Source organism: Streptomyces sp. NPDC046866 (assembly GCF_040704625.1).
Classification (GTDB): domain Bacteria; phylum Actinomycetota; class Actinomycetes; order Streptomycetales; family Streptomycetaceae; genus Streptomyces.
Genome location: NZ_JBEYXN010000012.1, coordinates 112689 through 135779, shown reverse-complemented (window position 1 = coordinate 135779; position 23091 = coordinate 112689). Strand labels below are relative to the sequence as shown.

At 72.3% G+C, this 23091-nt stretch carries 19 protein-coding genes; 14 read left to right on the top strand and 5 right to left on the bottom strand.

Annotated features, from left to right (window positions below; all coding sequences use genetic code 11):
• Positions 1 to 17 precede the first annotated feature (17 nt).
• Positions 18 to 449 carry a Rieske (2Fe-2S) protein gene (locus tag AB0953_RS19550; protein ID WP_366860742.1) on the top strand — a complete coding sequence of 144 codons (432 nt, stop codon included), beginning with the start codon at positions 18 to 20 and terminating at the stop codon, positions 447 to 449.
• Positions 450 to 549: 100 nt separating this feature from the next.
• On the opposite strand, the gene AB0953_RS19545 is transcribed toward AB0953_RS19550, so the two are convergent.
• Positions 550 to 1491: a hypothetical protein gene (locus tag AB0953_RS19545; protein ID WP_366860741.1), complete on the bottom strand. Its 942-nt coding sequence runs from the start codon at positions 1489 to 1491 to the stop codon at positions 550 to 552.
• A gap of 260 nt (positions 1492 to 1751) precedes the next feature.
• Between AB0953_RS19545 and AB0953_RS19540 the strand changes: the two genes are divergently transcribed.
• The 13 genes from AB0953_RS19540 (at position 1752) to pgi (ending at position 18248) form a co-directional block, all read left to right on the top strand.
• On the top strand, positions 1752 to 2405 hold the full coding sequence (locus tag AB0953_RS19540) for a papain-like cysteine protease family protein (protein WP_366860740.1): 654 nt from the start codon (positions 1752 to 1754) through the stop codon (positions 2403 to 2405).
• 4 nt (positions 2406 to 2409) lie between these two features.
• On the top strand, positions 2410 to 3210 hold the full coding sequence (locus AB0953_RS19535) for a hypothetical protein (protein WP_366860739.1): 801 nt from the start codon (positions 2410 to 2412) through the stop codon (positions 3208 to 3210).
• A gap of 752 nt (positions 3211 to 3962) precedes the next feature.
• The gene (uvrC, locus tag AB0953_RS19530; protein ID WP_366860738.1) at positions 3963 to 5996 is read left to right on the top strand and encodes an excinuclease ABC subunit UvrC; all 2034 of its coding nucleotides are present in this window, start codon (positions 3963 to 3965) and stop codon (positions 5994 to 5996) included.
• Positions 5993 to 6940, top strand: coding sequence for an RNase adapter RapZ (gene rapZ / locus AB0953_RS19525; protein WP_362171138.1), 948 nt, complete (start codon positions 5993 to 5995; stop codon positions 6938 to 6940). The genes uvrC and rapZ overlap by 4 nt, the downstream gene beginning before the upstream one ends.
• Entirely contained in the window at positions 6937 to 8007 is a 1071-nt protein-coding gene (gene yvcK, locus AB0953_RS19520) for a uridine diphosphate-N-acetylglucosamine-binding protein YvcK (protein WP_366860737.1), read from the top strand. The genes rapZ and yvcK overlap by 4 nt, the downstream gene beginning before the upstream one ends.
• Entirely contained in the window at positions 7998 to 8987 is a 990-nt protein-coding gene (whiA, locus tag AB0953_RS19515) for a DNA-binding protein WhiA (RefSeq protein WP_356873931.1), read from the top strand. The genes yvcK and whiA overlap by 10 nt, the downstream gene beginning before the upstream one ends.
• A 244-nt stretch (positions 8988 to 9231) precedes the next feature.
• Complete coding sequence (locus AB0953_RS19510; RefSeq protein WP_366860736.1) at positions 9232 to 12192, top strand: M14 family zinc carboxypeptidase; 2961 nt, start codon at positions 9232 to 9234, stop codon at positions 12190 to 12192.
• A 209-nt stretch (positions 12193 to 12401) separates the two neighbouring features.
• Positions 12402 to 13406, top strand: a complete 1005-nt coding sequence (gene gap / locus AB0953_RS19505; protein ID WP_366860735.1) for a type I glyceraldehyde-3-phosphate dehydrogenase — start codon at positions 12402 to 12404, stop codon at positions 13404 to 13406.
• 125 nt (positions 13407 to 13531) lie between these two features.
• On the top strand, positions 13532 to 14743 hold the full coding sequence (locus AB0953_RS19500; RefSeq protein ID WP_366860734.1) for a phosphoglycerate kinase: 1212 nt from the start codon (positions 13532 to 13534) through the stop codon (positions 14741 to 14743).
• A 6-nt stretch (positions 14744 to 14749) separates the two neighbouring features.
• Complete coding sequence (tpiA, locus tag AB0953_RS19495; protein ID WP_366860733.1) at positions 14750 to 15526, top strand: triose-phosphate isomerase; 777 nt, start codon at positions 14750 to 14752, stop codon at positions 15524 to 15526.
• Positions 15527 to 15668: 142 nt separating this feature from the next.
• A complete protein-coding gene (gene secG, locus AB0953_RS19490) occupies positions 15669 to 15905 on the top strand; it encodes a preprotein translocase subunit SecG (protein ID WP_361902189.1) in 237 nt (78 codons plus the stop codon).
• A 193-nt stretch (positions 15906 to 16098) separates the two neighbouring features.
• Positions 16099 to 16434 (top strand): RNA polymerase-binding protein RbpA, encoded by a 336-nt coding sequence (locus AB0953_RS19485; RefSeq protein ID WP_007263454.1) that lies wholly within the window; start codon positions 16099 to 16101, stop codon positions 16432 to 16434.
• A 158-nt stretch (positions 16435 to 16592) separates the two neighbouring features.
• Positions 16593 to 18248 carry a glucose-6-phosphate isomerase gene (gene pgi / locus AB0953_RS19480; protein WP_366860802.1) on the top strand — a complete coding sequence of 552 codons (1656 nt, stop codon included), beginning with the start codon at positions 16593 to 16595 and terminating at the stop codon, positions 18246 to 18248.
• Positions 18249 to 18460: 212 nt separating this feature from the next.
• On the opposite strand, the gene pgl is transcribed toward pgi, so the two are convergent.
• From pgl to tal, 4 genes are all read right to left on the bottom strand, one after another.
• On the bottom strand, positions 18461 to 19243 hold the full coding sequence (gene pgl / locus AB0953_RS19475; protein ID WP_366860732.1) for a 6-phosphogluconolactonase: 783 nt from the start codon (positions 19241 to 19243) through the stop codon (positions 18461 to 18463).
• A 137-nt stretch (positions 19244 to 19380) separates the two neighbouring features.
• A complete protein-coding gene (gene opcA / locus AB0953_RS19470) occupies positions 19381 to 20433 on the bottom strand; it encodes a glucose-6-phosphate dehydrogenase assembly protein OpcA (RefSeq protein ID WP_366860731.1) in 1053 nt (350 codons plus the stop codon).
• Positions 20430 to 21956: a glucose-6-phosphate dehydrogenase gene (gene zwf / locus AB0953_RS19465; protein WP_366860730.1), complete on the bottom strand. Its 1527-nt coding sequence runs from the start codon at positions 21954 to 21956 to the stop codon at positions 20430 to 20432. Before zwf ends, opcA begins: the two co-directional genes overlap by 4 nt.
• A gap of 7 nt (positions 21957 to 21963) precedes the next feature.
• Positions 21964 to 23082: a transaldolase gene (tal, locus tag AB0953_RS19460; protein ID WP_366860729.1), complete on the bottom strand. Its 1119-nt coding sequence runs from the start codon at positions 23080 to 23082 to the stop codon at positions 21964 to 21966.
• Positions 23083 to 23091: the final 9 nt, after the last annotated feature.

Here is a 23091-nt window from a genome sequence, read left to right as displayed (position 1 = left end):
ACGCCAGGAGAACCCGCATGTCCTCGCCGCAGTCCGCCGCCCGCCGTACCGTGCTCAAGGGCGCCGCCGCGATCGTGGGCGCCGCCGGGGGCGGGACGGCGCTCACCGCCTGCTCCGCCGAGGCCGCGGGCGGCTCCGGCAGCCGCGCGGTGCCGGAGCAGCCGGTGGAGCTGGGAGCCGCGTCCGAGGTGCCGGTGGGCGGCGCGAAGCTGTACCGGGAGCAGAAGCTCGTCGTGAGCTGCCCCGCGGCGGGGCAGTACAAGGCGTTCAGCGCGCAGTGCACGCACGCCGGCTGCGTCCTGGACAAGATCGTCGAGGGGGAGGGCAACTGCCCCTGCCACGGCAGCCGCTTCGACGTGAACACCGGCAAGGTGCTCCGCGGGCCGGCCGCCGAGCCGCTGCCGGCCGTGCCGGTGCGGGCCGAGGGCGGCAAGCTGATCGCGGGCTGACCCGGCCGGCCGGGCTGCCGGGGCTCCGCCCGGGCCCCCCGGTGCCCCGATTGCCGGACCGGGCTGGCTGCGCGGGCCCCTCCCCGGTGCCGGGGAGGGGCTACGCCCAGTCCCAGGTGATGCCCAGAATGCCGCGGTGGACGGCCTGTTCGACCAGGTGCACCGCCCGGTGGCGGCCGCTCGGTGTGAGGTCCGCCAGACCGCTGCGGGGCGCCGACGGACCGGATCTGCTGAAGCGCCGGCAGCGCACCGGCAGCGCCGCCTCGTCGAAGCGGACCTGCAGGACGTACTGGCCGCCGGTGTAGCTGAACCCGCGGACGTACTCGGTGCAGCGGGCGCCGGTGCCGTCCTCGAAGCCGTAGCCGAAGACATAGGTCTCCCCGGCCCGTAACCGCGCGTCGAACAGCAGCTCCGCCACCAGCACCTCGGCCTCCCGGTGCCACCGGACGCGCCCGGTGCGGCAGTTCTCCACCGCCCGGACGCGGACCCGGGCCGGGTCGCAGCCCGGATCGCCGTGGTGGACGGCCACGTAGCGGTCCACCCCGTCGCGGTGGGCCCGTACGACGTGCTGCGACTCGCGGCCCAGCAGCTCCCCGCCCGCCCCGATCCGCACCCGCTCGTGGTGGCCCACCGTGTGCAGGCCGCCGTCCGCGGGCAGCTCCATGCCGGCCAGCAGCTCCTCCACGGCCGCACCCACGCTGACCAGGGCCCGGTAGGAGCGGGCCGGCGGGCGGGCCGCCCCCTCCCCGGGGCCCCCGGGCGCGGACAGCAGCCGCAGCAGGGTGCCCTGCGGCAGCTCCAGGATCTGCTCCAGGGCGACCACGGCCCGCAGGGACTCGGGCCGGCGCGGCCGGCGGGCGCCCTGCTGCCAGTAGCTGAGGCTGGTGACGCCGATCCGGATGCCGCGGGCGGCGAGCCGGTGCTGTACGCGGTGCAGGGGCAGGCCGCGCGCCGCGAGCGCGGCGCGCAGCGCGAGGTGGAAGGGCCCCGAGTGCAGCAGGCGGGGGAGCTGCTCCTGCGCGCTGTGACCGGTCGACGGCATGACGGCTCCCTCCTGTGAACGTTCACGCGTGGTGGGGCGGGGGAGCTCGCGGGTGGCCCGCGGGGGCCGGGGGAGGCCAGGTGGGGCCGGGTGAGTCCAGGTGCGAAGGACGGCAGCCGTTCACACTGCGATCCCGCCGTTCACACTGCAATGTCACCGCGTATTGAAGCCTGTTGACCTGGTCGCGACAACACCCTGATGCTCCTCCACAGCGTCCGGACGCGCTCCTCCGATCCCCACATCCCCACGGGAGGAACGCGATGCGCAACCGAAACCGGCGGCTGTCCCCGGCCGCCGTCGTGATCGCCGTGCTCTTCGCCCTGCCCACCGGCACCGCAACCGCCGCGGATGCCGGTGACACCGCCGCTGCCGCCGGCCCCGCCGCTGCTGCTGTCACCGCCGACAGCTCCGGCAGCTCCGGCAGCGCCGCACTGGCGTACAAGCGGCTGGGCATCACCATGCAGGCCCAGCAGAAGACCAACTGGTGCTGGGCCGCCGGCGGCAACACCATCGCCACCTGGTTCGGCCGCACCTACACCCAGAACCAGTTCTGCAACGCCGCCTTCGACCGGCCGCAGGGCTACGACTGCCCCAACAACCAGGCCACCCTCGGCAACGTCCAGACCGCCCTGGACTGGGCCGGCATCAACCCCGGCTCGTACGTGAACGGCTGGCTGCGGTACTCCACCGTCCAGAGCGAGATCAACGCCGACCGGCCCGTCGAGACCCGGATCCAGTGGTCCGGCGGCGGGGGCCACATGCACGTCGTCTACGGCTACGACACCGCGAACAGCTGGATCTACTGGGGCGACCCCTGGCCCTCCAGCGACCGCTACAACTGGGCCTCGCACGCCTGGTACGTGGACAACAGCACCTTCTCCTGGACCCACTCGCTCTACCGGATCGGAGCGTGACGCCGTGACCGCGACGAGGAAGCGCTCTGCTGCCGCCGGTGCGGTGCTCCTTGCGGCGGCCGCCGCCGTTCTCGTACCGGCCCCGTCGGCCGGGGCGGCGCCCGTGCCGCAGCCGGCCGCGGCGACCGCCGAGGTCAGGGCCGCCGCCGCGCGGGCGGCCGGCACGCCGGAGACGCTGGCCACGGTGGCCCGGTTCTTCGCCCGCGAGGGCAGGGTCGGCGCGGCCGCCGCGCAGCCGCGGATCGAGGGCGAGGCCGTTCCCGTCCACCACCTCTCGCCCGACTTCGTCGCGGGCAAGGCGGGGGCGGACGTGGCGCGGCTGGAGTTCCTCGCCAGCAAGGCCGTCTCCTCCGACGGGCAGGTGGCCGCGCTGTGGACCGCCCGGACCGAGGCGGGCTGGCAGGTGGTGAACATCGCCACCGGCGACGACGAGTTCCGCTACGCGCAGCTCGGTGCCGAGAAGCTGCCGGGGGGCGTGGTGTTCCGGGAGCCTCAGATCGACGCGTGGTACGTCGCCGGGGGCGGGCGGGTGCTGCCGCTGGACGAGGACGCGGTGCGGGCCGTGGGTGCGGGGGGCACCAGTCTCGGCGGGTACCGGGCGCGGGTGGTCGCCGCGTACGGGGACAAGCTGCCGGGGTCGGCGTACGCCGAAGCGGGGCGGGCCGGGGGGTATGCCGAGGGGGTGCCGGCCGCTGCGGCGGGCGGGGCTCCGGTGATGGTCGGGGGCGCGGCCGTCGCCCTTGCCCTTGCCCTGGCCGGGGTCGGCGCCGCGGCCGTCCGCCGCACCCGCCGCCACCCGGCCTGACCCCGGCCCCGCGGACCCGGCTCGCGCAGCCCGCGCCCCCGGCGGGCCCGGCGCGGTCGGCGTCCGCGGTCCACCGACGCCACAGTCCCCGCGCCCCCGGGGCATCGGCCCGTCTCCGGCCGCCTGCGGACCGTGGGTGACCGGCCGCGCAGTTCCCCGCGCCCCTGGCGGGCGGCGTGGTCGGTCGTCTGCGGGTCGTGGGTGGCTGGCCGCGCAGTTCCTCGCGCCCCCGGCGGGTGGGGTGGTCGGTCGTCTGCGGGTCGTGGGTGGCTGGTCGCGCAGTTCCTCGCGCCCCTGGGGGGTGGGGTGGTCGGTCGTCTGCGGGTCGTGGGTGGCTGGTCGCGCAGTTCCTCGCGCCCCTGGGGGGCGGCGTGGTCGGTCGTCTGCGGGTCGTGGGTGGCTGGTCGCGCAGTTCCTCGCGCCCCTTGCGGGGCTGGTCTGTCGGTCCTCTACGGGCTGTTGCTGGTTGCTCGCGCCGTTCCTCGCGCCCCCGGCGGGGGCGCTCGTCTTGCGCCGGCTTGCCGGACCGCACGTATTGCCGCACCCGGCGGACCGCAGTGGTACCCCAGGGGCGCGGGGAACTGCGCGATCAGCCACCCACGGTCCGCAGGTGGGGGACGGCGTGGGCCCCGGTAGGGGTGCGGGGAACTGCGCGGGCGACCGTCCGCGGTCCGCCGGTGAGGGGCGCGGGGAGGTGCGGGGCGGGGTGGGGACGCGGCTTGTTGTCGGTCGGCGACAGTAGGGTGGGCGGCATGGCCGACCCTTCCAGCTACCGCCCCCAGCCGGGGCAGATCCCCGACTCCCCGGGGGTCTACCGCTTCCGCGACGAGCACCGCCGGGTGATCTACGTCGGGAAGGCCAAGAGCCTGCGCCAGCGCCTGGCCAACTACTTCCAGGACATCGCCGGCCTGCACCCCCGTACCGCCACCATGGTGACCACGGCGGCCTCGGTCGAGTGGACGGTGGTGTCCACCGAGGTCGAGGCGCTCCAGCTGGAGTACTCCTGGATCAAGGAGTACGACCCCCGGTTCAACGTGAAGTACCGGGACGACAAGAGCTACCCGTCCCTCGCCGTGACGCTGAACGAGGAGTACCCCCGGGTCCAGGTCATGCGCGGGCCCAAGAAGAAGGGCGTGCGGTACTTCGGGCCGTACGCGCACGCCTGGGCCATCCGGGAGACCGTCGACCTGATGCTGCGCGTGTTCCCGGTGCGGACCTGCTCCGCCGGGGTGTTCAAGCGGTCGGCGCAGATCGGCCGCCCCTGCCTGCTCGGCTACATCGGCAAGTGCTCCGCGCCCTGCGTGGGCCGTGTCACCCCCGAGGAGCACCGCGAACTCGCCGAGGACTTCTGCGACTTCATGGCCGGCCGGACGGGTGCGTACCTCTCCCGCCTGGAGCGGCAGATGCACGACGCCGCCGAGGAGATGGAGTACGAGAAGGCCGCCCGGCTGCGCGACGACATAGGGGCCCTGCGCCGGGCCATGGAGAAGAACGCGGTCGTGCTGGCCGACGCCACGGACGCGGACCTGATCGCCGTGGCCGAGGACGAGCTGGAGGCCGCGGTGCAGATCTTCCACGTCCGCGGCGGCCGGGTCCGCGGCCAGCGCGGCTGGGTCACCGACAAGGTCGAGGCGGTCGACACCGCCGGACTCGTCGAGCACGCCCTGCAACAGCTGTACGGGGAGGAGAGCGGCGAGTCCGTGCCCAAGGAGGTGCTGGTCCCGGTGGTGCCGGAGGACTCCGCCGCCCTCGGGCAGTGGCTCGCCGGGCGGCGCGGGGCGCAGGTCAGCCTGCGGGTGCCGCAGCGCGGGGACAAGAAGGCGCTGATGGAGACCGTCCACCGCAACGCCCAGCAGTCCCTCGCCCTGCACAAGACCAAGCGGGCCGCCGACCTCACCACCCGCTCCCGGGCCCTGGAGGAGATCGCCGAGGCCCTGGACCTGGACAGCGCGCCGCTGCGCATCGAGTGCTTCGACATCTCCCACCTCCAGGGCGAGGACGTCGTGGCCTCGATGGTCGTCTTCGAGGACGGGCTCGCCCGCAAGAGCGAGTACCGGCGCTTCCAGATCAAGTCCTTCGAGGGCCAGGACGACGTCCGCTCCATGCACGAGGTGGTCTCCCGGCGCTTCCGCCGCTATCTGCAGGAGAAGCTGAAGACGGGGGAGTGGGAGCCCCAGGACGCCGACGGGGGGGTTTCCGGGGAGGTTCCCGCCGAGGCGGCCGCCGACGACGGGCGGCCCAAGCGGTTCGCGTACCCGCCGCAGCTCGTGGTGGTCGACGGCGGGCAGCCGCAGGTGGCGGCCGCGCAGCGCGCCCTGCAGGAGCTCGGGATCGACGACGTGGCCGTGTGCGGCCTGGCCAAGAGGCTGGAGGAGGTCTGGCTGCCCGGCGAGGACGACCCGGTGGTGCTGCCCCGCACCAGCGAGGGCCTGTACCTGCTCCAGCGGGTCCGTGACGAGGCCCACCGGTTCGCCATCCAGTACCAGCGCAACAAGCGCGGCAAGCGGCTCAAGGCCGGCCCGCTGGACGAGGTGCCCGGGCTCGGCGAGAGCCGCAAGCAGGCGCTGGTCAAACACTTCGGTTCGGTGAAGAAGCTGAGACAGGCGACAATCGACCAGATCTGCGAGGTCCCGGGCATAGGACGCAAGACGGCCGAGACCGTGGCCGCGGCCCTCGCCCAGGCGGCCCCCGCCGCTCCTGCCGTCAACACGGCGACAGGAGAGATCATTGAGGATGAGACCCCCGCACCCGCGGGGACGTCGTCCGAACGGGGGACCGCGCCATGACCGAGCACGAGACCGAGTACGACCGAGACGGAGCACAGGTGAGTACGGGCACGACACTGGAGCCCGGCGAGAGCGCCGAGGCCGCGATCCCCGAACTGGTGATCATCTCCGGGATGTCCGGGGCCGGCCGCAGCACGGCGGCCAAGTGTCTGGAGGACCTCGGCTGGTTCGTCGTCGACAACCTCCCGCCCGCGCTGATCCCCACCATGGTGGAGCTCGGCGCCCGCTCCCAGGGCAACGTGGCCCGCATCGCGGTGGTCGTCGACGTCCGCGGCCGGCAGTTCTTCGACGCCCTGCGCGAGTCCCTCGCCGACCTGGAGCTGCGCGGCGTCACGCGGCGCATCGTGTTCCTGGAGTCCTCCGACGACGCGCTGGTGCGCCGCTTCGAGTCGGTGCGCCGCCCGCACCCCCTCCAGGGCGACGGGCGCATCGTCGACGGCATCGCCGCCGAGCGCGACCTGCTGCGCGAGCTGCGCGGCGACGCCGACCTCGTGATCGACACCTCCAGCCTGAACGTGCACGAGCTGCGCGCCAAGATGGACGCCCAGTTCGCGGGCGACGAGGAGCCCGAGCTGCGGGCCACCGTCATGTCCTTCGGGTACAAGTACGGCCTGCCCGTCGACGCCGACCTCGTCGTCGACTGCCGCTTCATCCCGAACCCGCACTGGGTCCCCGAGCTGCGCCCCTTCACCGGTCTGAACCCGGAGGTCTCGGGGTACGTCTTCAGCCAGCCCGGCGCCAAGGAGTTCCTGGACCGGTACACGGAGCTGCTCCAGCTCATCGCCACCGGCTACCGCCGTGAGGGCAAGCGGTACGTGACCATCGCCGTCGGCTGCACCGGCGGCAAGCACCGCAGCGTCGCCATGTCCGAGAAGCTGGCCGCCCGCCTCGCCTCCGAGGGAGTCGAGACCGTCGTGGTCCACCGGGACATGGGGCGCGAGTGACCGGACGGACCCTGCGCCTGCGCCGCCTGCGCCGCCTCACCTCGGGGCGGGCCGCGGACGGCGCGGAACGCACCGGGCTGCGCCGCGGCGCAGCCCCCCAGGCGGCCGCGCCCAAGGTCGTCGCGCTCGGCGGCGGCATGGGCCTGTCGGCCTCGCTGGCGGCCCTGCGCCGGATCACCGGCGAGCTGACCGCCGTGGTCACCGTCGCCGACGACGGCGGCTCCAGCGGCCGGCTGCGCGAGGAGCTCGGGGTGCTCCCGCCCGGCGACCTGCGCAAGGCTCTGGCCGCGCTGTGCGGGGACGACGACTGGGGCCAGACCTGGGCGCGCGTCATCCAGCACCGCTTCCAGTCGGCGGGCGCCCTGCACGAGCACGCCGTGGGCAACCTGCTGATCGTGGCCCTGTGGGAGCAGCTCGGCGACCCGGTCCAGGCCCTGGACCTGGTCGGCCGGCTGCTCGGTGCGCAGGGCCGGGTGCTGCCGATGTCCGCGGTGCCGCTGGAGCTGCAGGCCCTCGTCCGCGGCCACGACCCGGCGCGCCCGGGAGACGTGGACACCGTCCGCGGGCAGGCCACCGTGGCGACCACCCCCGGCGAGGTGCTGTCCGTGCACGTCGTGCCGGGCGACCCGCCGGCGGTGCCGGAGGCGGTGGCCGCGGTCCTGGACGCCGACTGGGTGGTGCTCGGTCCCGGGTCCTGGTTCTCCTCGGTGATCCCGCACCTGCTGGTGCCGGAACTCCTCGATGCGCTGATGGAGACCAAGGCCCGGCGGGTCCTGTCGTTGAACCTGGCCCCGCAGCCCGGCGAAACCGAGGGCTTCTCTCCGCAGCGTCATTTGGAGGTTTTGGCCCGACACGCCCCTAAACTCGCCCTGGACGTGGTGCTGGCCGACCAGGCCGCCGTGCCCGACCGCGAGTCCCTCGCCGATGCCGCCCAGCGCTTCGGCGCCGCGGTCGAGCTGGCGCCGGTGGCCAGGGAAGACGGCTCGCCCAAGCACGACCCGGAGCTGCTCGCCGCCGCGTACGACCGTATTTTTCGGATGCATGGAAGGATCGGCCCATGGCGATGACGCCAGCGGTGAAGGATGAGATCTCCCGGCTCCCCGTCACCCGGACCTGCTGCAGGAAGGCGGAGGTCTCGGCGATCCTTCGGTTCGCGGGCGGCCTGCACCTGGTGAGCGGCCGGATCGTCATCGAGGCGGAGCTGGACACCGGGATCGCTGCCCGGCGCCTGCGCAAGGACATCCTGGAGATTTTCGGACACTCCTCGGACCTGGTGGTCATGGCGCCCGGCGGGCTGCGCCGCGGCAGCCGCTACGTGGTCCGGGTCGTGGCCGGAGGCGACCAGCTGGCGCGCCAGACGGGGCTCGTGGACGGCCGCGGCCGCCCCATCCGCGGTCTTCCCCCGCAGGTGGTCTCCGGGGCCACCTGTGACGCCGAGGCGGCCTGGCGCGGCGCCTTCCTGGCCCACGGCTCGCTCACCGAGCCGGGCCGGTCCTCCTCCCTGGAGGTCACCTGCCCCGGTCCGGAGGCGGCCCTGGCCCTGGTGGGCGCCGCCCGTCGGCTCTCCATCGCCGCCAAGGCGCGCGAGGTCCGCGGGGTGGACCGCGTCGTGGTCCGCGACGGCGACGCGATCGGCGCGCTGCTGACCCGGCTCGGCGCCCACGAGTCGGTACTGGCGTGGGAGGAGCGGCGGATGCGGCGCGAGGTGCGCGCCACCGCCAACCGCCTGGCCAACTTCGACGACGCGAACCTGCGCCGCTCGGCCCGGGCCGCGGTGGCCGCGGGGGCCCGCGTCCAGCGCGCCCTGGAGATCCTCGGCGAGGAGGTTCCCGAGCACCTGGCGGCCGCCGGCCGGCTGCGCATGGAGCACAAGCAGGCCTCCCTGGAGGAGCTGGGCGCCCTGGCCGACCCGCCGCTGACCAAGGACGCGGTCGCCGGCCGGATCAGGCGCCTGCTGGCGATGGCCGACAAGCGGGCCCAGGACCTCGGCATCCCGGGCACGGAATCGAACCTCAGCGAGGAGATGGCCGACAACATGGTCGGCTGACGGTTGCCTGACGGCCGCCCGCCGTCCGCTCCTCGGTCGGCCGGCGGCCCGCAGCGGCCGGGCCGCGGCACCGTACGCCGCACAGGGGGGCCCGCACACGGCGCAGCAGCGCGCCGCGTGCGGGCCCCTTTCCGCTGCGGCCGCCCGGCGACCGGTTCCCGGTACCGCCCCATTGACATGGACACGGGGTGATCGTGAGCCTGTCGTGCAACGCTTTCGTGGCAGTCGACGCCCAGGGGGGCACATGAGGCACCGCGCGAGACTGATCCTCGCCGCCACTGCACTGCTCATCGGAACCACTGCCGCCGCCCTTCCGGCGACGGCCCACGCCCGCCCCGCCGGAGGCGCCGCATCCGGCGCCGACGCCGACGAGGTACGGGTCTACGACGCGGAGATCACCAGGGAACAGGTCCCGCTCGTCCTCGCCGCCGGCCAGGACGCCCACGAACTGACCGAGCGCGCCCCGCAGAACGGCACCGCCAGGGTCGAGCTGATCCTCACCGGCGCCCAGGCGGACGCCCTCGCCGCCCGCGGCGTGAAGCTCGCCGAGCGCCGGGTCCGCGAGGGTGCCCGGACCCAGGCGCCCGGCGACGGGGTGTTCCGCCCGTACAGCGGCAAGGGGGGCCTGCAGGAGGAGATCCTCAAGACCGCCCGGGACCACCCGGGCCTGGCCAAGGTCGTCTCCATCGGCAAGACGGTCCAGGGCAAGGACATCCTCGCGCTGAAGGTCACCAAGAACGCCCGCACCACCCGCGACGGCGGGAAGCCGGCCGTGCTCTACATGTCCAACCAGCACGCCCGCGAGTGGATCACCCCCGAGATGACCCGGCGGCTGATGCACCACACCCTGGACAACTACGGCAAGGACCCCCGGATCACCGGCCTCGTGGACTCCACCGAGCTGTGGTTCCTGCTCTCCGCCAACCCCGACGGCTACGACTACACGCACGCCGCGGACGGCAACCGGCTGTGGCGCAAGAACCTGCGCGACAACAACGGCGACGGGAAGATCACCGCCGGCGACGGCGTCGACCTCAACCGCAACTTCGCCTACAAGTGGGGCTACGACGACGAGGGTTCCTCCCCGGACCCGTCGAGCGAGACCTACCGGGGCCCCGCCGCCTCCTCCGAGCCCGAGACCGTCGCCCTCGACCGCTTCGAGAAGCGCATCGGCTTCCGGTACGCCGTCAACTACCACTCCGCGGCGGAGCTGCTGCTCTACGGCGTCGGCTGGCAGGTGGCCACCCCCACCCCGGACGACATCGCCTACAAGGCGCTCGCCGGCACCCCGGAGAACCCGGCCGTCCCGGGCTACCACCCGCAGGTCTCCTCGGAGCTGTACACCACCAACGGCGAGGCCGACGGCCACGCGTCCAACGTCAACGGCATCATGATGTTCACGCCGGAGATGACGACCTGCCAGACGGCCTCGGCGATCGACCCGAACGACCGCTGGAAGCCCGAGGACTGCCGCTCCGGCTTCAACTTCCCGGACGACGAGAAGCTGATCCAGGCCGAGTTCGCCAAGAACGTCCCCTTCGCGCTCGCCGTCGGCGAGAGCGCCGCCCACCCGGACCGGCCGGTCTCCCCGGTCGGCCTGAAGGCCGCCGACTTCACCGTCGACCCCTTCACCACCTCGTACGCGGCCAAGGGCGAGGACCAGACCGTCTCCGTCACGGCCCGCAAGGCCCTGAAGGACAAGAGGCTCAGGTTCCGCATCAACGGCGGCCGCACCCACGACGAGGGCCTGAAGCCCTGGAAGGGCGGGTCCGTCTACGGCGGCGACGACAACAACTGGTTCGACGAGTACCGCGCGAAGGTGGACGGCGCCCGCCCCGGCGACCGGGTCGAGGCCTGGTTCACCGGCCGCGACGGCGCCGGCAAGGAGGTCTCCAGCGAGCACTTCACGTACACGGTCGCCCAGCGGCCCCGAGCCGACGTCCTCGTGATCGCCGAGGAGGGCGCACAGGCCAAGCACGCGCAGGAGTACGTCGACGCCCTGCGCGCCAACGGCACGTCGGCCGCCGTCTGGGACGTCGCCGTCCAGGGCGCCCCGCACCACCTCGGCGTGCTCTCGCACTTCCGTACGGCCGTCCACTCCACCGGAGCCGCCGCCCCCGGCGGACCCACCCAGCTCGCCCTGCGCGACTTCCTCAACGAGGGCGGCAAGCTGATCGAGGCCGGCGAGCTCGCCGGCGGCAACGCCAGGGTCGGGCCCGCCGTGACCGACGACTTCAGCCAGTACTGGCTCGGCGCCTACGGCCGCACCACCGCCCGCGGCGCCACCGGCTTCACCGGCACCGGCGCGCTGGCCGGAGCCGGCGGCGCCCTGGGCGGCGCGGAGGGCAATCCGCTCGATACGCCCGGGTCCTTCGCGCTGACCTCCGAGGCCCTGCCCCCGGCGCAGTTCCCGCAGTTCAAGAGCGCGCAGGGCGGTTCGTACGCCGGGATCGCCAACCCGTACGCCCCCTACGCCGGCGCCGGCATGGCCGCGGCCCTGCACGCGGACAACGACTACAAGCGCCTGACCCGCACCCTGGACCTGACCAAGGTCACCGCTGCCGACCGGCCGCAGCTGAAAATGGCCCTCAACTGGGACACCGAGCAGGGCTACGACCACGCGCTCCTGGAGGCCCGCACCACGGGTGCCGAGGACTGGACCACGCTCCCCGAGGCGGGCGGCCTGAGCAGCACGGACGTCCCGGCGGAGTGCGAGGCCGGGTTCTACGTGAACGGCCACCCGTTCCTGCGCCACTACCTGACCGTGGGCAGCGCGGGCTGCTCCGCGCAGGGCACCAGCGGCACGTGGAACAGCTTCACCGGCTCTTCCGAGGGCTGGAAGCAGGTCTCCTTCGACCTGAGCGCGTACGCGGGCCGCACCGTCGAGGTCTCCCTGGCGTACGTCACGGACGGGGGCGCCGGCGGACGCGGCGTCTTCGCGGACGAGGCACGCCTGTCCGTCGGGGGAGTGGACCAGACCACGGAGGGCTTCGAGACCTCGCTGGGGGCGTGGACCGCGCAGCCCGCGCCGGCCGGAAGCCCCGAGATCCCCGGTGACTGGGCCCGCTCCGGCGAGCTGTTCAGGTCCTATGCGTCGGTCACCACGCGTAACACCGTCCTGCTCGGCTTCGGCCTGGAACACCTGGCGAGGGCCGAGGACCGCGCCGTACTCGTCGGTAAGGCGCTGCGCGCGCTGAACCGCTGATCAGACGCCCCGCAGCCGCTCACCCTGAGTGAAGGGGACCGGGTCCCGACAGGTCCCGCACCGGCCGCGCCGGTGCGGGACCCGGGGTGTGTCCGGTCCGGACGATGTCACTCACGAGCTCACGGAGAGGTAGGGTCGTAAGCGGTCGGGGACATCCCATTTACAGCTCGCCGGCGCACAGACCGGCGTACCAACGAGGAGATCGGTTCGTGACGATCCGCGTAGGAATCAACGGTTTTGGCCGCATTGGCCGCAACTACTTCCGAGCTCTCCTGGAGCAGGGGGCGGACATCGAGGTCGTCGGGGTCAACGACCTGACGGACAACGCCACCCTGGTGCACCTGCTGAAGTACGACACCATCCTCGGCCGCCTCCAGCAGGAGGTGACGCACACCGACGACACCATCACCGTCGGCGGCAACACCTTCAAGACCTTTGCCGAGCGCGACCCCGCCAACCTCCCCTGGGGCGAGCTGGGCGCCGACATCGTGATCGAGTCGACCGGCATCTTCACGAAGAAGGCCGACGCCGCCAAGCACCTCGCGGCCGGCGCGAAGAAGGTCCTCATCTCGGCCCCCGCCAAGGACGAGGACATCACCATCGTGATGGGCGTCAACCAGGACAAGTACGACGCGGCCAACCACCACGTCATCTCCAACGCCTCCTGCACCACCAACTGCGTGGCGCCGATGGCCAAGGTCCTCGACGAGAGCTTCGGCATCGTCAAGGGCATGATGACCACGGTCCACGCGTACACGAACGACCAGCGCATCCTGGACTTCCCGCACTCGGACCTGCGCCGCGCCCGCGCCGCCGCCGAGAACATCATCCCGACCTCGACCGGTGCCGCCAAGGCCACCGCCCTGGTCCTCCCGCAGCTCAAGGGCAAGCTGGACGGCATCGCCATGCGCGTCCCCGTCCCGACCGGCTCGGTCACCGACCTCGTCCTGGAGCTCGACCGCGAGGTCACCAAGGACGAGATCAACGCCGCCTTCCAGAAGGCCTCCGAGGGCCAGCTCAAGGGCATCCTCGACTACACCGAGGACGCGATCGTCTCCTCCGACATCGTGAACTGGCCGGCCTCCTGCACCTTCGACTCCTCCCTGACGATGGTCCAGGGCAAGCAGGTCAAGGTCGTCGGCTGGTACGACAACGAGTGGGGCTACTCCAACCGCCTCGTCGACCTCACGGTCTTCGTCGGCGGCCGGCTCTGATCAGCAGGGCAGACACCACGATGTGAAGCACAGGGTCCGGGCGGCGCGACGAGGCGCCGAACGGACCCTGTAGCTTTCCTGTCGTTCTTCGCCCCGACTTGGGCGCCAAAGGAGTCAAAATACACATGAAGACGATCGACGAACTTCTCGCCGAGGGCGTCGCCGGCAAGCGGGTCTTCGTCCGCGCGGACCTCAACGTGCCGCTCGCCGACGGCAAGATCACCGACGACGGCCGCATCCGCGCCGTCCAGCCGACCATCGCGAAGCTCGCCGAGGCCGGCGCCCGCGTGGTCGTCGCCTCGCACCTGGGCCGCCCCAAGGGCGAGCCGGACCCGGCCTTCTCCCTCGCCCCCGCCGCCGCGCGGCTCGGCGAACTGCTGGGCGCCGAGGTCGCGTTCGCCACGGACACCGTCGGCTCCTCCGCCAAGGAGACCGTCGCCGCCCTCGCCGACGGACAGGTCGCCGTCCTGGAGAACCTCCGTTTCAACGCCGGCGAGACCTCCAAGGACGACGCCGAGCGCGGCGCCTTCGCCGACCGGCTCGCGGAGCTCGCCGACCTCTACGTCGGCGACGGCTTCGGCGCCGTCCACCGCAAGCACGCCTCGGTCTTCGACCTGCCCGCGCGCCTCCCGCACGTGGCCGGCTACCTGATCGCCACCGAGGTCGGCGTCCTCAAGCAGCTGACCGCCGAGGTCAAGCGGCCCTACGTGGTCGTCCTGGGCGGCGCCAAGGTCTCCGACAAGCTCGCCGTCATCGACGAGCTCCTCGGCAAGGCCGACCGCATCCTGATCGGCGGCGGCATGGCCTACACCTTCCTCTACGCCAAGGGCTACGAGGTCGGCATCTCCCTGCTCCAGAAGGACCAGGTGGAGAAGGTCAAGGAGTACATGGCGCGCGCCGAGGCCACCGGCGTGGAGCTCGTGCTCCCGGTCGACGTCCTCGCCTCCGCGGACTTCCCCGACCTCAAGGGCAAGACCCCGGCCGAGTACACCACCGTCGACGCGGACAAGATCCCCGCCGACAAGGAGGGCCTCGACATCGGCCCGAAGACCCGCGAGCTGTACGCGTCGAAGATCGCGGACGCGGAGACCGTCTTCTGGAACGGCCCCGTCGGCGTCTTCGAGCACCCCGACTACGCCGGCGGCACCCGCGCCATCGCGCAGGCTCTCGTCGACTCCGACGCGTTCACCGTCGTCGGCGGCGGCGACAGCGCCGCCGCGGTCCGCATCCTGGGCTTCGACGAGAACGCATTCGGCCACATTTCCACCGGTGGTGGCGCCAGCCTCGAATACCTCGAGGGCAAGACGCTCCCCGGCCTCGCCGCCCTGGAGGGCTGAACCCGCATGACCACCCGCACCCCGCTCATGGCGGGCAACTGGAAGATGAACCTCAACCACCTCGAGGCCATCGCGCACGTCCAGAAGCTCGCCTTCGCGCTCAACGACAAGGACTACGACGCGGTCGAGGTCGCGGTCCTGCCGCCCTTCACCGACCTGCGCTCCGTGCAGACCCTCGTCGACGGCGACAAGCTGAAGATCAAGTACGGCGCCCAGGACCTCTCGGCGCAGGACTCCGGCGCGTACACCGGCGAGATCTCCGGCGCGATGCTGGCCAAGCTGAAGTGCACGTACGTGGCCGTCGGCCACAGCGAGCGCCGCCAGTACCACGGCGAGTCCGACGAGCTGTGCAACGCCAAGGTCAAGGCCGCCTACCGGCACGGGCTCACCCCGATCCTCTGCGTGGGCGAGGGCCTGGACGTCCGCAAGGCCGGCGAGCAGGTCCCCCACACCCTCGCCCAGGTCGACGGGGGCCTGAAGGACATCCCGGCCGAGCAGGTCGAGTCCATCGTGATCGCGTACGAGCCCGTCTGGGCGATCGGCACCGGCGAGGTCGCCACCCCCGAGGACGCGCAGGAGGTCTGCGGGGCGATCCGCGGCCGCCTCGCCGAGCTGTACTCCCAGGAGCTGGCCGACAAGGTCCGCATCCAGTACGGCGGCTCGGTCAAGGCCGGCAACATCGCGGCGATCATGGCCCAGCCCGACGTCGACGGCGCCCTGATCGGCGGCGCCGCCCTCGACGCGGACGAGTTCGTCAAGATCGTCCGGTTCCGCGACCAGTAGACCGCACGCTCGCGGCAGCGAGTATGCGGCGGCGCGGATCCGTCGTACCCTTGCGGGGGCCAGAGGCTGAACCAGCAGCCGCTGGCCCCCGCGCCATCCAGCACAGCCGGAAAGCCAGAGAAGCCAGAAAGTAGGAACCAGCGTGGTTATCGGGTTCTCGATCGCCCTGATCGTCTTCAGCGCCCTGCTGATGCTGCTCGTGCTGATGCACAAGGGCAAGGGCGGCGGCCTTTCGGACATGTTCGGCGGCGGCATGCAGTCGTCGGTCGGCGGCTCCTCGGTCGCGGAGCGGAACCTGGACCGCATCACCGTCGTGGTGGGTCTGCTGTGGTTCGCGTCCATCGTCGTGCTCGGCCTGCTGACCAAGTCCGGCAGCTGACGGACCCCGCCCACGGTTCTCGCCAATCGGGCCGTCCGGCCGGCCCGGCCCTGCCTATCATGAGGAACGGCGTCCAGCCCCTGGAGTGAGTAACTCCATTTGCTGGACGTACGTTGGGCCTTACGTAGACTGGGGCGCCCGCGACGGAAATCCACTCACGCTTCGCGGCACCATCACGCAGGGAGTTACGACCGTGGCAAGTGGCAACGCGATCCGTGGTAGCCGGGTCGGAGCGGGGCCGATGGGCGAGGCCGAGCGCGGCGAGTCCGCGCCCCGCCTGCGCATCTCCTTCTGGTGCTCGAACGGGCACGAGACGCAGCCGAGCTTCGCCAGCGACGCGCAGGTCCCGGACACCTGGGACTGCCCGCGCTGCGGGTTCCCGGCCGGCCAGGACCGGGACAACCCCCCGGCGCCGCCCCGCACCGAGCCGTACAAGACGCACCTGGCGTACGTGCGCGAGCGGCGCACCGACGCCGACGGCGAGGCGATCCTCGCCGAGGCGCTCGCCAAGCTGCGCGGCGAGATCTGACCACGCGCGGGGCGACCGCGCGACGCGTGACGAAGGGCCCGGCCCGCAGGAGTACTCTCCGCGGGCCGGGCCCCTTTGCGTACGGTGTGCCCGTCCCATCCCTTAAGTTGGTGATCGGCGGGGCACGACAGGACGGAAGAAACGGGTTGATGTCCGAGATGAACGCAGACGGCCGTGTGAGGCTCAACCGGACCCCCGAGTGGCTTGCCCTCGGCAAGCACCGGGAGGAGCTGGGACAGACGCACCTGCGCGAGCTGTTCGAGACGGATCCGCAGCGGGCCACGCGGTACACGCTGGAAGTCGGGGACCTTCACATCGACTACTCCAAGCACCTCGTGACGGACGAGACGCTGACGCTGCTGCGCGAGCTGGCCGAGGCGACGGACGTCGCCGGGCTGCGCGAGGCGATGTTCCGCGGCGAGAAGATCAACACCACCGAGGACAGGGCGGTCCTGCACACCGCGCTGCGGGCGGCGCCGGACGCCGTCGTCGAGGTCGACGGGGAGAACGTCGTCCCCGCCGTGCACGCGGTCCTGGATAAGATGGCCGACTTCAGCGAGCGGATCCGCTCGGGGGAGTGGACCGGCTTCACCGGCGAGCGCATCACCAACGTCGTCAACATCGGCATCGGCGGTTCCGACCTCGGCCCCGCCATGGCCTACGACGCGCTGCGGGCCTTCACCGACCGCGGCCTGACGGTGCGGTTCGTCTCCAACGTGGACGGCGCCGACCTGCACGAGGCGGTCCGCGACCTCGACCCGGCGCGGACGCTGTTCATCATCGCCTCCAAGACCTTCACCACCATCGAGACCATCACCAACGCCGAGTCGGCGCGCGCCTGGCTCCTCGCGGGCCTCGGAGGCGACCAGGCCGCCGTCGCACGGCACTTCGTCGCCCTGTCGACCAACGCGGAGAAGGTCGCCGACTTCGGCATCGACCCGGCCAACATGTTCGAGTTCTGGGACTGGGTCGGCGGCCGCTACTCCTTCGACTCGGCCATCGGCCTGTCCCTGATGATCGCGATCGGACCGGACGCCTTCCGCGAACTCCTGCGCGGCTTCCGGCTGATGGACGAGCACTTCCGCACCGCGCCGGCCGAGCGGAACGCGCCGCTGCTGATGGGGCTCCTCGGGATCTGGTACGGGGGCTTCCACGACGCGCAGTCGCACGCCGTGCTGCCCTACAGCCACTACCTCTCGCGGTTCACGGCGTACCTCCAGCAGCTGGACATGGAGTCCAACGGCAAGTCGGTGGACCGCGACGGGCGGCCGGTGGACTGGCAGACCGGGCCGGTGGTGTGGGGCACTCCCGGCACCAACGGGCAGCACGCGTACTACCAGTTGATCCACCAGGGCACCAAGGTGATCCCGGCGGACTTCATCGGCTTCGCCCGGCCGGTGGGCGAGCTCTCGCCGCGGCTGGCCGCCCAGCACGACCTGCTGATGGCCAACTTCTTCGCCCAGACGCAGGCGCTGGCCTTCGGCAAGACGGCGGAGGAGGTCCGGGCGGAGGGCGTGGCGGAGGAGCTGGTCCCCCACAAGACCTTCCGGGGTAACCACCCGACGACCACGGTCCTGGCGGCGGAGCTGACCCCCTCGGTCCTCGGCCAGCTGATCGCCCTCTACGAGCACAAGGTGTTCGTCCAGGGCGCGGTGTGGAACATCGACTCCTTCGACCAGTGGGGCGTCGAGCTCGGCAAGGTCCTCGCCAAGCGGATCGAGCCGGCGCTCGTGTCGGGGGCCGAGGTGGGAGGCCTCGACGCCTCCACCGCGGCCCTGGTCTCCACGTACCGCACCCTGCGCGGCCGCAGCTGACCCGCCCGGGCGGCGGCCCGCCCTGTGCGCCGCCGCCGCGTGGGGCCTGCCCTGTTCCGCTGCGCGCCCGGTGCTCCAACGCCGGCGAGGCTGGATCTTCCAGCCTCGCCGGCGTTTGAGGCGTATCGGGAAGGGGCGGGGTGGGGGAAACGGCTCCGCGCAGCGGCAACGGGCCCGCGCTCGGGTGAGCGCGGGCCCGTGGGGCGGGACGGTCAGGCCGAGGCCGGGGGGTACAGGGCCGGGGGGAGTTTGGCGGCTGCGGCGCGGTCCAGGAGCCACAGCGTCCGGGACCGGCCGTACGCCGCAGCGGCAGGGGCCTGGACCTCGCCGGCACCCCCCAGGGCGATCGCCACGGCGCCGGCCTTGTCCTCGCCCGCCGCGAGGAGCCAGACCTCGCGGGCCGCGCGGATCGCTGGCAGGGTGAGGGAGATACGGGTGGGCGGCGGCTTCGGGGCCCCGTGGACGCCGACGACCGTGCGCTCGGTCTCCCGCGCCGCCGGGTGCTCCGGGAAGAGCGAGGCCACGTGGGTGTCGGGCCCGACGCCCAGCATCAGCACGTCGAACCGCGGCACCGGCCCGTGGTCCTCCGGCCCGGCCGCCTTGCGCAGCTCCGCCGCGTACGCCTCGGCCGCCGCGTCCGCGTCGGCCCCGTACGGCCCGTCCGAGGCCGGCATCACGTGCACCCGCGCCGGGTCCACCGGGACGGAGTCCAGCAGCGCCTCCCGCGCCTGGACGTGGTTGCGCTCGGGGTCGTCCGCCGGGACGTAGCGCTCGTCGCCCCACCACAGGTCCAGCCGGGCCCAGTCGATCGCGTCGCGGGCCGGCGCGGCGGCCAGCGCGGCGAGCAGCCCGTTGCCGTTGCGGCCGCCGGTGAGGACGACCGAGGCGCTGCCCCGGGCGGCCTGCGCGTCCACGATCTTCGTGATGAGCCGGGCCGCCGCGGACTGGGCCATCAGCTCCTTGTCCCGGTGGACGACGACCTGAGGAGTCGTCATACCCATGTTGTTGCCGCCTTCTTGGTCGGGAAATGGCTCGGCCGCCGGTCGGCCCGGACCCGGGAGGGGTGCGGAGCCGGCCGGCGGCCAGGATGCTTCACGGTGTCATCGTGTCACCGTGTCACTGCGTCAGCGCGTCACTGCTTGGCCGGGGTCGAGGACTTCTTGCCGGCCGCCTTCGCGCCCGGCTTCGGCGCCGCCGCAGCGGGCGCCGCCTGCTCGGCCGGCTCCGCTGCCGCAGCCGGCTCGGCCTGCGGCGACTTCACCTGTTCCAGCTTCGCCACGCCGAACTTCAGCGCCTCGGCGTAGATGTTGTCCGGGTCGAGCCGGCGCAGCTCCTCCGCCAGCAGCTCGGCCGTCTCGCGGCGCTTGAGCGCCACCGCACGGTCGGGCTGGCCCGGCATGGACAGCGTGGCCAGCAGGCCGTCCGCCCGGTCCAGGACGATCTCGCCGTCCTTGGTCTCCAGGCGGACCGCCGTCAGGCCGGGGCCCGAGGACAGGGTGCGCTGGACGGGGACGCCGAGGCGGTCCGCCAGCCACATGGCCAGCAGCTCGCAGCTCGGGTTCTCGTCCTCGCCCTCGACGACCGCCGAGGTCACCTTGACCGGCTGCTGGTCCAGGGCCGCCGCGAGCATGGAGCGCCACGGCGTGATCCGGGTCCAGGACAGGTCGGTGTCGCCGGGCGCGTACGTCGCCGCCCGCTCGCCGAGCGCCCCGGTGGGCTCCTCGCAGGAGTAGGTGTCGGTGATCCGGCGCTGCCCGAGCGCACCGAGCGGGTCGCCCGCCAGGTCCGCAGGGGCGCCTTCCGGCCACCAGACGACCACGGGTGCGTCCGGCAGGAGCAGCGGGAGAACCACCGACTGGGCGTGGTCGACCAGTTCACCGTGGAGGCGGAGCACGACCGTCTCGCCGCTGCCGGCGTCCGCACCGACGCGTACTTCCGCGTCGAGGCGGGCGTCGCGGCGGCTGCGCGGCGAGCGGCTGACCCGCTTGATGACGACGATGATCCGCGAAGGGTGTTCGTGGGACGCGTCGTTCGCCGACTTGAGCGCGTCGTACGCGTTCTCCTCGTCGGTCACGATCACCAGCGTGAGCACCATGCCGATGGCCGGCGTGCCGATGTCCCGGCGCGCCTGCACCAGCGCAGAGTTGATCTTGCTGGAGGTGGTCTCCGTGAGGTCGATCTTCATGGCCGGCGCCAGCTCCGTCCGTCTCGTGCGAGCATCTCGTCCGCCTCGACCGGTCCCCAGGTTCCCGCCGGGTACTGCGCGGGCTTGCCGTGCTTGTCCCAGTACTCCTCGATCGGGTCGAGGATGTTCCAGGAGAGCTCGACCTCCTGGTGGCGCGGGAAGAGGTTCGCGTCACCCAGCAGGACGTCGAGGATCAGCCGCTCGTACGCCTCGGGGCTCGACTCCGTGAAGGACTCGCCGTACGCGAAGTCCATCGTCACGTCCCGGACCTCCATGGAGGTGCCCGGGACCTTGGAGCCGAAGCGCACCGTGACGCCCTCGTCCGGCTGGACCCGGATGACCAGGGCGTTCTGCCCCAGCTCCTCGGTCGCGCCGGACTCGAACGGCAGGTAGGGGGCCCGCTTGAAGACGACCGCGATCTCGGTCACCCGGCGGCCCAGGCGCTTGCCCGTGCGCAGATAGAACGGGACGCCCGCCCAGCGGCGGTTGTTGATCTCCAGGCGGATGGCCGCGTAGGTGTCGGTCTTCGACTTGGGGTCGATGCCGTCCTCTTCGAGGTACCCGACGACCTTCTCGCCACCCTGCCAGGCCGCCGCGTACTGGCCGCGCACGGTGTGCTTGCCCAGCTCCTCGGGGATCTGGACGGCGCTGAGCACCTTCAGCTTCTCCGCCACCAGCGCCTTGGGGTGGAAGGAGCCGGGCTCCTCCATCGCGGTCAGCGCGAGCAGCTGGAGCAGGTGGTTCTGGATGACGTCGCGGGCCGCGCCGATGCCGTCGTAGTAGCCGGCCCGGCCGCCGATGCCGATGTCCTCGGCCATGGTGATCTGCACGTGGTCCACGTACGACCGGTTCCAGATCGGCTCGAACATCGTGTTCGCGAAGCGGAGCGCCAGGATGTTCTGGACGGTCTCCTTGCCCAGGTAGTGGTCGATGCGGAAGACCTCGTCCCGGGGGAAGACCTCGTGGACGACCTGGTTCAGCTCCTGCGCGCTCTTCAGGTCGTGCCCGAAGGGCTTCTCGATGACGGCACGCCGCCAGGAGCCGGGCTTCTGCGCCAGACCGTGGTCCTTGAGCTGCTGGACCACCTTGGGGAAGAACTTCGGCGGGACCGACAGGTAGAAGGCGAAGTTGCCGCCCGTTCCCTGCTGCTTGTCGAGCTCCTCGATCGTCGCCTTCAGCGTCTCGAACGCCTGGTCGTCGCCGAAGTCGCCCTGCACGAACCGGCAGCCCTGCACCAGCTGCTGCCAGACCTCCTCGCGGAACGGGGTGCGCGAGTGCTCCTTGACGGCCTCGTACACCTCCTGGGCGAAGTCCTCGTGCTCCCACTCCCGGCGGGCGAAGCCGATCAGCGAGAAGCCCGGCGGAAGCAGGCCCCGGTTGGCCAGGTCGTAGACCGCGGGCATCAGCTTCTTGCGCGACAGGTCACCCGTAACGCCGAAAATGACCAGGCCGGACGGCCCCGCGATGCGCGGGAGCCGCCGGTCCTGTGCGTCACGAAGCGGGTTCGCTCCGTTAACAAGCAAGGCGCACTCAGCCTTCCGTGGGTGCGAGGCGCTCAAGCTCCGCCTCGGTCGACTTCAGCAGGTCGTTCCAGGACGCCTCGAACTTCTCGACGCCCTCGTCCTCGAGCAGCTGCACCACATCGTCGTACGAGATGCCCAGCTTCGCGACCGCATCGAGCTCGGCGCGCGCCTGCCCGTAGGTGCCGCGCACGGTGTCGCCCGTGACCTCGCCGTGGTCGGCGGTGGCCTCCAGGGTGGCCTCCGGCATGGTGTTCACCGTGTTCGGGGCGACCAGGTCGACCACGTACAGGGTGTCCTTGTACGCCGGGTCCTTGACGCCGGTCGAGGCCCACAGCGGGCGCTGCTTGTTGGCACCCTGGCGCTCCAGGGCGGCCCAGCGGTCGGAGGAGAAGACCTCCTCGTACGCCTCGTAGGCCAGTCGGGCGTTGGCGAGGGCCGCCTTGCCCTTGAGGGCCTTCGCCTCGTCGGTGCCGATGCCGTCCAGGCGCTTGTCGATCTCGGTGTCCACGCGGGACACGAAGAAGGAGGCGACGGAGTGGATCTCGGACAGGTCCAGGCCCGCGGCCCGGGCCTTCTCCAGGCCCGTCAGGTACGCGTCCATGACCGCGCGGTAGCGCTCCAGGGAGAAGATCAGCGTGACGTTGACGCTGATCCCCTTGCCGATGACCTCGGCGATCGCCGGCAGGCCGGCCTTGGTCGCCGGGATCTTGATCAGCGTGTTCGGGCGGTCCACCAGCCAGGCGAGCTGCTTGGCCTCGGCGACCGTGGCCACCGTGTCGTGGGCCAGGCGCGGGTCGACCTCGATGGACACGCGGCCGTCCTGGCCGTCGGTCCGGTCGAAGACCGGGCGCAGGATGTCGGCGGCGTCGCGGACGTCCGCCGTCGTGATCATGCGGATGGCCTCGTCGACGGTGACCTTGCGGGCGGCGAGGTCGGCGAGCTGCTGCTCGTAGCCGTCACCGCTGCTGATCGCCTTCTGGAAGATCGACGGGTTGGTGGTGACACCGACCACGTGGGACTGGTCGATGAGCTCGGCCAGGTTGCCCGACGTGATGCGCTTGCGGGACAGGTCGTCCAGCCAGATCGCCACGCCCTCGTCGGAGAGGCGCTTGAGTGCGTCTGTCATGGGAATTGC

What these genes read in the sequence shown, in the direction of transcription:
- pgl (WP_366860732.1), bottom strand. Translation starts at nt 19,243, where the DNA reads ATGACGACTCCTCAGGTCGTCGTCCACCGGGACAAGGAGCTGATGGCC.
- whiA (WP_356873931.1), top strand. Translation starts at nt 7,998, where the DNA reads ATGGCGATGACGCCAGCGGTGAAGGATGAGATCTCCCGGCTCCCCGTC.
- tal (WP_366860729.1), bottom strand. Translation starts at nt 23,082, where the DNA reads ATGACAGACGCACTCAAGCGCCTCTCCGACGAGGGCGTGGCGATCTGG.
- AB0953_RS19500 (WP_366860734.1), top strand. Translation starts at nt 13,532, where the DNA reads ATGAAGACGATCGACGAACTTCTCGCCGAGGGCGTCGCCGGCAAGCGG.
- AB0953_RS19550 (WP_366860742.1), top strand. Translation starts at nt 18, where the DNA reads ATGTCCTCGCCGCAGTCCGCCGCCCGCCGTACCGTGCTCAAGGGCGCC.
- AB0953_RS19510 (WP_366860736.1), top strand. Translation starts at nt 9,232, where the DNA reads ATGAGGCACCGCGCGAGACTGATCCTCGCCGCCACTGCACTGCTCATC.
- uvrC (WP_366860738.1), top strand. Translation starts at nt 3,963, where the DNA reads ATGGCCGACCCTTCCAGCTACCGCCCCCAGCCGGGGCAGATCCCCGAC.
- AB0953_RS19545 (WP_366860741.1), bottom strand. Translation starts at nt 1,491, where the DNA reads ATGCCGTCGACCGGTCACAGCGCGCAGGAGCAGCTCCCCCGCCTGCTG.
- opcA (WP_366860731.1), bottom strand. Translation starts at nt 20,433, where the DNA reads ATGAAGATCGACCTCACGGAGACCACCTCCAGCAAGATCAACTCTGCG.
- rapZ (WP_362171138.1), top strand. Translation starts at nt 5,993, where the DNA reads ATGACCGAGCACGAGACCGAGTACGACCGAGACGGAGCACAGGTGAGT.
- pgi (WP_366860802.1), top strand. Translation starts at nt 16,593, where the DNA reads ATGAACGCAGACGGCCGTGTGAGGCTCAACCGGACCCCCGAGTGGCTT.
- AB0953_RS19540 (WP_366860740.1), top strand. Translation starts at nt 1,752, where the DNA reads ATGCGCAACCGAAACCGGCGGCTGTCCCCGGCCGCCGTCGTGATCGCC.
- tpiA (WP_366860733.1), top strand. Translation starts at nt 14,750, where the DNA reads ATGACCACCCGCACCCCGCTCATGGCGGGCAACTGGAAGATGAACCTC.